Here is a 7,797-nt window from a genome sequence, read left to right on the forward strand (position 1 = left end):
CGTCTTCTCGTTCGGGCTCGGGGCGGGCTGGCTACTCGCCCCGGGCCTTCGCGACGATCTCCTTGGCGATGCCCTCGGGCACTTCTGCGTAGGAGTCGAACTGCATGCTGTAAACGGCCCGGCCCTGGGTCTTGCTGCGCAGGTCACCCACGTAGCCGAACATCTCCGACAGCGGGACGAGGGCCCGGATCACCTTGGCTCCGGCCCGGTCCTCCATCGCCTGGATCTGCCCCCGGCGGCCGTTGAGGTCGCCGATGACGTCACCCATGTAGTCCTCGGGCGTGGTGACCTCTACGGCCATCATCGGTTCGAGGATTACGGCGCTCGCCTTGCGCGCGGCCTCCTTGAAGGCCATCGAGCCGGCGATCTTGAAGGCCATTTCCGACGAGTCGACCTCGTGGAAGGCCCCGTCTTGCAGCGTCACCTTGACGCCGACCATCGGGTAGCCGGCGAGCACGCCGAACTCGGCCGCCTCCTGCGCGCCCGCGTCGACCGACGGGATGTACTCCCGCGGGATGCGGCCACCGGTGACCTTGTTCTCGAACTCGTAGCCGTCGTTGCCCTCGCCAAGGGGCTCCAGGTCGATGATCACGCGCGCGAACTGGCCGGAACCACCGGTCTGCTTCTTGTGCGTGTACTCGACCTTCTCCACCTTGCGGCGGATGGTCTCGCGGTAGGCCACCTGCGGGCGGCCGACGTTGGCCTCGACCTTGAACTCGCGGCGCATCCGGTCGACGAGGATCTCCAGGTGCAGCTCGCCCATGCCCCAGATGACCGTCTGCCCGGTCTCCTCGTCGCGGCGGACCTGGAAGGACGGGTCCTCCTCCGCCAGACGCTGGATCGCGGTGGACAGCTTCTCCTGGTCGCCCTTGGTCTTGGGCTCGATGGCCACGTTGATGACCGGGGCGGGGAAGGTCATGGACTCCAGCACGACCTGGTTGTTCGGGTCGCACAGCGTGTCACCGGTGGTGGTGTCCTTCAGGCCCATCACCGCGACGATCTGACCGGCCGACGCCGACGAGCGCTCCTCGCGCTTGTTGGCGTGCATCTGGTAGATCTTGCCGATCCGCTCCTTCTTGCCCTTGACGGAGTTGGTGACCGCGGTCCCCGCCTCCAGGGTGCCGGAGTAGATCCGGATGTAGGTGAGCCGGCCGAGGTGCTGGTCGCTCATGATCTTGAAGGCCAGCGCGGCGAAGGGCTCGTTCGGGTCGGCGTGACGCTCGATGGCCTCTTCCTCGTTGCCGACCGCGTGGCCCTTGATGGCCGGGATGTCGGTCGGCGCGGGGAGGTAGGCGACGATCGCGTCGAGCAGGGGCTGCACGCCCTTGTTCTTGAACGCGGTGCCGCACAGGACCGGGTTGACGGCGCTGGAGAGCGTGGCCCGGCGGATGGCCGCGACGAGCTGCTCCTCGGTGGGCTCGACGCCCTCCAGGTACAGCTCCATCAGCTCGTCGTCGTTCTCGGCGACGGTCTCGATGAGCTTGTCGCGCCACTCGCGGGCGGCCTCGGCGTGGTCGGCCGGGATGTCGACGGTGTCGTACATCTCGCCCTTGGTCGCCTCGGCGCTCCACACCAGGGCCTTCATCTTCACCAGGTCGATGACGCCCTTGAAGTCGGCCTCGACGCCCAGCGGGAGCTGGATGACCAGCGGCGTGGCGCCCAGACGGGACACGATCATGTCGACGCAACGGTGGAACTCGGCGCCGACGCGGTCCATCTTGTTGACGAAGCAGATGCGCGGGACGCCGTACCGGTCGGCCTGACGCCAGACGGTCTCGGACTGCGGCTCGACGCCGGCGACGGCGTCGAAGACCGCGACCGCACCGTCGAGGACGCGCAGGGAGCGCTCCACCTCGATGGTGAAGTCCACGTGACCGGGCGTGTCGATGATGTTGATCGTGTGATCAAGCCAGCTACAGGTGGTCGCGGCGGAGGTGATGGTGATGCCGCGCTCCTGCTCCTGCTCCATCCAGTCCATCGTGGCAGCGCCCTCGTGGACCTCACCGATCTTGTAGTTGATGCCGGTGTAGAACAGGATTCGCTCAGTCGTCGTGGTCTTGCCCGCGTCGATATGGGCCATGATCCCGATATTGCGGACCTTGGCCAGGTCAAGAGCGGTCGTGGTGGCCACTTCTCTCGCGTCCTCGTCGTCTCTAGAGCTATGGGGCCGCCCGGGGGGTCACCCCGCGCGGCCTATGGTCACTACCAGCGGTAGTGGGCGAAGGCCTTGTTGGACTCGGCCATCTTGTGCGTGTCCTCGCGCCGCTTGACGCTGGCGCCGAGGCCGTTGCTCGCGTCGAGCAGCTCGTTCATGAGCCGCTCGGTCATGGTCTTCTCGCGGCGGGCGCGGCTGTACTGCACCAGCCAGCGCAGCGCCAGCGTGGTGCTGCGCGCCGCGCGCACCTCGACCGGAACCTGGTACGTGGCGCCACCGACGCGGCGGCTGCGCACCTCCAGGGTCGGCTTCACGTTGTCCAGAGCGCGCTTGAGGGTGACCACGGGGTCGTTGCCGGTCTTCTCCCGGCAGCCCTCCAGGGCGTTGTAGACGATGGTCTGGGCGAGGGAACGCTTACCGTTCAGCAGCACCTTGTTGATGAGCGCGGTGACCAGCGGGGAGCTGTACACCGGGTCGGCGGCGAGCTGCCTGCGACCTGCTGGGCCCTTACGCGGCATGTCAGCTCTTCTCCTTCTTCGCGCCGTAACGGCTACGGGCCTGCTTGCGGTTGCGGACACCCTGGGTGTCCAGCGAACCGCGGATGATCTTGTAGCGAACACCCGGCAGGTCCTTCACACGACCGCCACGCACAAGCACGATCGAGTGCTCCTGAAGGTTGTGCCCGACACCCGGGATGTAGGCGGTCACCTCGATACCGTTGGTGAGCCGGACACGCGCGACCTTGCGGAGCGCGGAGTTCGGCTTCTTCGGGGTCGTCGTGTAGACGCGCGTGCAGACTCCGCGCCGCTGCGGGCTCCCCTTGAGCGCAGGCGTCTTGGTCTTACTGACCTTGTCCTGCCGCCCTTTTCGGACGAGCTGCTGAATCGTGGGCACTGCGTCTCCGTTCGTGCTTCGGCCGGTGATTCGTGGATGGTGCGTTTCGCAGGTACTGCCGGTGTCATGACCTGCTCTTTTTCTCTCCCCTCCGGCCCCCGCGCTCGGGCGTGTCGCGCACGTGTCGCACCACACCCCGGCCCAGGCCGGACTAGTGGGAGGAGGTCACGCAGCGCCCGTATCGTGCGCATGCATGAGAGCCCATGAAGCCACGGGCACGAACGAAAAGACTACCCAGCCCATCGCAACACGTCAAAACGCCCGCGTGTCCCGGCCACCGTCGCCGGTGCCCGCGCTAGTTGCCTGCAGTCCTCGTCTTCGCACGGACACCCGCCCGCACGTCCCGCGACCCCGCGACCGGTTCCCTCCGACCGCTACTGGCCCGCGTCAAGTTTACCCGCCCACCCACCCTGCCCGCGCCCTTTCCCCACAACCCCACCGGGCGCGTCCCCCACCCCAACGCCCCTCCCAGGCCGGGGGGCGTATCGGGGGCGTACCCGTGATGCCATGGCACCGGTACACGTGATCAAAAGGGCCCGGCGATCGACGCGAAGCATGTCGGCAGCTCCGGACTCATCTGGATGAGTCGGACACGCTGTGGCTGGATGGGAAGAACAACCGGCCCTGACATGGGGTACGCCGGGCGGGGCGTACGGCGGTGGAAAGGGCGAGGCGCCCGAACCGGACTGGTTCGGGCGCCTCGGTGGTGCCGCGTGTGACCTCGGAAGGACGGTGAAGGTCAGCGGTTGTACTGGCCGAAGTCGTACTCCTCCAGCGGGACGGCCTCGCCGCTGCCGGTGCCGAAGGTGTAGTCGGCCGCGGAGCCGTCGTAGCCGCCGACGGTGTACATCGCGGCCTTGGCCTCCTCGGTGGGCTCGACCCGGATGTTGCGGTACTGGGGCATGCCCGTGCCGGCCGGGATGAGCTTACCGATGATGACGTTCTCCTTCAGGCCGAGCAGGGCGTCGGACTTGGCGTGGATCGCCGCGTCGGTGAGGACCCTGGTCGTCTCCTGGAAGGAGGCCGCCGACAGCCACGACTCGGTGGCCAGCGACGCCTTGGTGATGCCCATGAGGACCGGACGGCCGGAGGCCGGCTGGTCGCCGTTGGCGACGGCCTCGCGGTTGAGGGCCTCGAAGCGGGGCCGCTCGACCAGCTCGCCGGGCAGCAGCTCGGTGTCGCCGGACTCCAGGACGTTCACCCGCTTGAGCATCTGGCGGACGATGATCTCGATGTGCTTGTCGTGGATCGACACACCCTGCGAGCGGTACACCTGCTGGACCTCCGCCACGAGGTGGAGCTGCACGGCCCGGGGGCCGAGGATGCGCAGCACCTCGTTGGGGTTGACCGCGCCGGCGATGAGCTGCTGGCCCACCTCGACGTGCTGGCCCTCGGAGACCAGCAGCCGCGACCGCATGGACACCGGGTAGGCGACCTCGTCGGAGCCGTCGTCGGGAACGATCACGACCTTGCGGGTCTTGTCGGTCTCGTCGATCCGGACCCGGCCGGTGACCTCGCTGATCGGGGCGACACCCTTGGGGATGCGGGCCTCGAACAGCTCCTGGACACGCGGCAGACCGTGGGTGATGTCGGCGCCCGCCACACCACCGGTGTGGAAGGTCCGCATCGTGAGCTGGGTGCCCGGCTCGCCGATGGACTGCGCGGCGATGATGCCGACGGCCTCGCCCACGTCCACGAGCTTGCCGGTGGCCAGCGAACGGCCGTAGCAGGTCGCGCAGACACCGATCTTGGCCTCGCACACCAGCGCGCTGCGCGTACGGACGGTCTGCACGCCCGCCTCGACGAGCGCGGTCACCACGGCGTCGTTGATGTCGGTGCCCTGCGCCGCCACCAGCTTGCCGTCGACCTCGACGTCCTCGGCCAGGATGCGGCCGTGCACGTTGCTCTCGGCGTTCTCGGCCTTGACCAGGTTACCGGCCGCGTCGCGCTCGCCCACGTTCAGCGGGACGCTGCGGTCGGTGCCGCAGTCGATCTCGCGGACGATGACGTCCTGGGCGACGTCCACCAGACGACGGGTCAGGTAACCCGAGTCGGCGGTACGCAGCGCGGTGTCGGCCAGACCCTTCCGCTGACCGTGGGTGGAGATGAAGTACTCCAGCACCGACAGGCCCTCGCGGAAGGAGGACTTGATCGGCCGCGGGATGGTCTCGCCCTTGGTGTTGGACACCAGGCCGCGGATACCGGCGATCTGCCGGACCTGCATCTTGTTACCGCGGGCGCCGGAGTTGACCATCATCCACACGGAGTTGGTCGCCGGGAACGCGTTGACCATGTCGGTCTCGACGTCGGCGGTGGCGTGCGTCCAGATCTCGATGAGCTCCTGGCGGCGCTCCTCGTCGGTGATCAGGCCGCGCTCGTACTCGCGCTGCACCTTGTCGGCGCGCCGCTCGTACGACTCCATGATGCTGGCCTTGTTCGGCGGCGCGACGACGTCCTCGATCGAGATCGTGACGCCGGCGCGGGTCGCCCAGTGGAAGCCCGCGTCCTTCAGCGCGTCCAGCGCCGCCGCGACCTCGACCTTCGGGTAGACCTCCGCCAGCTCGTTCACGATGGCCGACAGCTGCTTCTTGCCGACCTGGTAGTTCACGAACGGGAAGTTGGCCGGGAGGGTCTGGTTGAACAGGCAGCGGCCGAGCGTGGTGGCCAGGCGCAGCGGGTCGCCGGGCTCCCAGCCCTCGGGGGCCTGCCAGCCGCGCGGCGGCGGGACGTCGCGCAGCCGGATCTGGATCTCGGCCTGCATGTCCAGCTCGCGCCGGTCGTAGGCCATGAGGGCCTCGCTGACCGAGCCGAAGACGCGGCCCTCGCCGAGGGCGCCTGGCTTCTGCGTGGTCAGCCAGTACAGGCCGATGACCATGTCCTGGGTGGGCATCGTCACGGGCTTGCCGTCGGCCGGCTTGAGGATGTTGTTGGTCGAGAGCATCAGGATGCGCGCCTCGGCCTGGGCCTCGGCCGACAGCGGCAGGTGCACGGCCATCTGGTCGCCGTCGAAGTCCGCGTTGAACGCGGTGCAGACGAGCGGGTGGATCTGGATGGCCTTGCCCTCGACGAGCTGCGGCTCGAAGGCCTGGATGCCCAGGCGGTGCAGGGTCGGCGCCCGGTTCAGCAGCACCGGGTGCTCGGTGATGACCTCTTCGAGCACGTCCCACACCACGGGGCGGGCGCGCTCGACCATGCGCTTGGCGGACTTGATGTTCTGCGCGTGGTTGAGGTCGACCAGCCGCTTCATCACGAACGGCTTGAACAGCTCCAGCGCCATCTGCTTGGGCAGGCCGCACTGGTGCAGCTTGAGCTGCGGGCCGACGACGATGACCGAACGGCCGGAGTAGTCGACTCGCTTGCCCAGCAGGTTCTGCCGGAAGCGGCCCTGCTTGCCCTTGAGCATGTCGGACAGCGACTTGAGCGGCCGGTTGCCGGGACCGGTGACCGGGCGACCGCGGCGGCCGTTGTCGAACAGCGCGTCCACGGCCTCCTGCAGCATCCGCTTCTCGTTGTTCACGATGATCTCGGGCGCGCCGAGGTCGAGCAGACGCTTGAGGCGGTTGTTCCGGTTGATGACCCGGCGGTACAGGTCGTTCAGGTCGGAGGTCGCGAACCGGCCACCGTCGAGCTGCACCATCGGGCGCAGGTCCGGCGGGATGACCGGGATGCAGTCCAGCACCATGCCCATGGGCGAGTTGCGGGTGTTGAGGAACGCCGAGACGACCTTGAGCCGCTTGAGGGCGCGGGCCTTCTTCTGGCCCTTGCCGCTGCGGATGGTCTCGCGCAGGTTCTCGGCCTCGGCCTCCAGGTCGAAGTTGCCGAGCCGCTCCTGGATCGCCTGGGCGCCCATGCCACCGCGGAAGTAGCGGCCGAAACGGTCGCGCATCTCGCGGTAGAGCAGCTCGTCGCCTTCGAGGTCCTGGACCTTGAGGTTCTTGAACCGGGTCCAGACCTCCTCCAGCCGGTCCAGCTCGCGCTGGGCCCGGTCGCGGAGCTGACGCATCTCGCGGTCGGCGCCCTCGCGGACCTTGCGGCGCTGGTCGCCCTTGGCCCCGGCGGCCTCCAGCTCGGCCAGGTCGGCTTCGAGCTTCTTCTGCCGGGCCTCGATGTCGGCGTCGCGGCGCTGCTCGATGTGCTGCCGCTCCACGGAGATCTTGGCCTCCAGGGACGGCAGGTCGCGGTCGCGCATCTCGGTGTCGACATGCGTGATCATGTACGCCGCGAAGTAGATGACCTTCTCCAGGTCCTTCGGCGCCAGGTCGAGCAGGTAGCCGAGACGCGACGGCACACCCTTGAAGTACCAGATGTGCGTGACCGGGGCGGCCAGCTCGATGTGGCCCATCCGCTCACGGCGCACCTTGGCCCGGGTCACCTCGACGCCGCAGCGCTCACAGATGATGCCCTTGAACCGCACCCGCTTGTACTTGCCGCAGTAGCACTCCCAGTCGCGGGTCGGACCGAAGATCTTCTCGCAGAAAAGACCGTCCTTCTCCGGCTTGAGGGTGCGGTAGTTGATGGTCTCCGGCTTCTTCACCTCACCGTGAGACCACTGGCGGATATCGTCGGCCGTCGCCAGGCCGATGCGAAGCTCGTCGAAGAAGTTGACGTCGAGCACTTCTTATCCCCTCGCTTGAAAATCAGACCTCTTCGACACTGCTCGGCTCGCGCCGGGACAGGTCGATGCCGAGCTCCTCCGCCGCGCGGAAGACGTCCTCGTCGGTGTCACGCATCTCGATGGACATGCCGTC

Annotated in this window: 4 protein-coding genes; all 4 read right to left on the bottom strand. The window is 67.9% G+C overall.

The features are described from left to right. Nucleotides 1-31 precede the first annotated feature (31 nt). Complete coding sequence (gene fusA, locus HNP84_RS45210) at nucleotides 32-2,080, bottom strand: elongation factor G (protein WP_221337570.1); 2,049 nt, start codon at nucleotides 2,078-2,080, stop codon at nucleotides 32-34. Between the two features lie 122 nt (nucleotides 2,081-2,202). Further along, nucleotides 2,203-2,673, bottom strand: a complete 471-nt coding sequence (gene rpsG / locus HNP84_RS45215; protein ID WP_185056287.1) for a 30S ribosomal protein S7 — start codon at nucleotides 2,671-2,673, stop codon at nucleotides 2,203-2,205. 1 nt (nucleotide 2,674) lies between these two features. Further along, complete coding sequence (gene rpsL, locus HNP84_RS45220) at nucleotides 2,675-3,049, bottom strand: 30S ribosomal protein S12 (protein ID WP_061253213.1); 375 nt, start codon at nucleotides 3,047-3,049, stop codon at nucleotides 2,675-2,677. Between the two features lie 739 nt (nucleotides 3,050-3,788). After that, nucleotides 3,789-7,664 (bottom strand): DNA-directed RNA polymerase subunit beta', encoded by a 3,876-nt coding sequence (locus HNP84_RS45225; protein WP_185056288.1) that lies wholly within the window; start codon nucleotides 7,662-7,664, stop codon nucleotides 3,789-3,791. Between the last annotated feature and the right edge of the window lie 133 nt (nucleotides 7,665-7,797).

The sequence above is a fragment of the Thermocatellispora tengchongensis genome, from assembly GCF_014202315.1.
Taxonomy (GTDB): domain Bacteria; phylum Actinomycetota; class Actinomycetes; order Streptosporangiales; family Streptosporangiaceae; genus Thermocatellispora; species Thermocatellispora tengchongensis.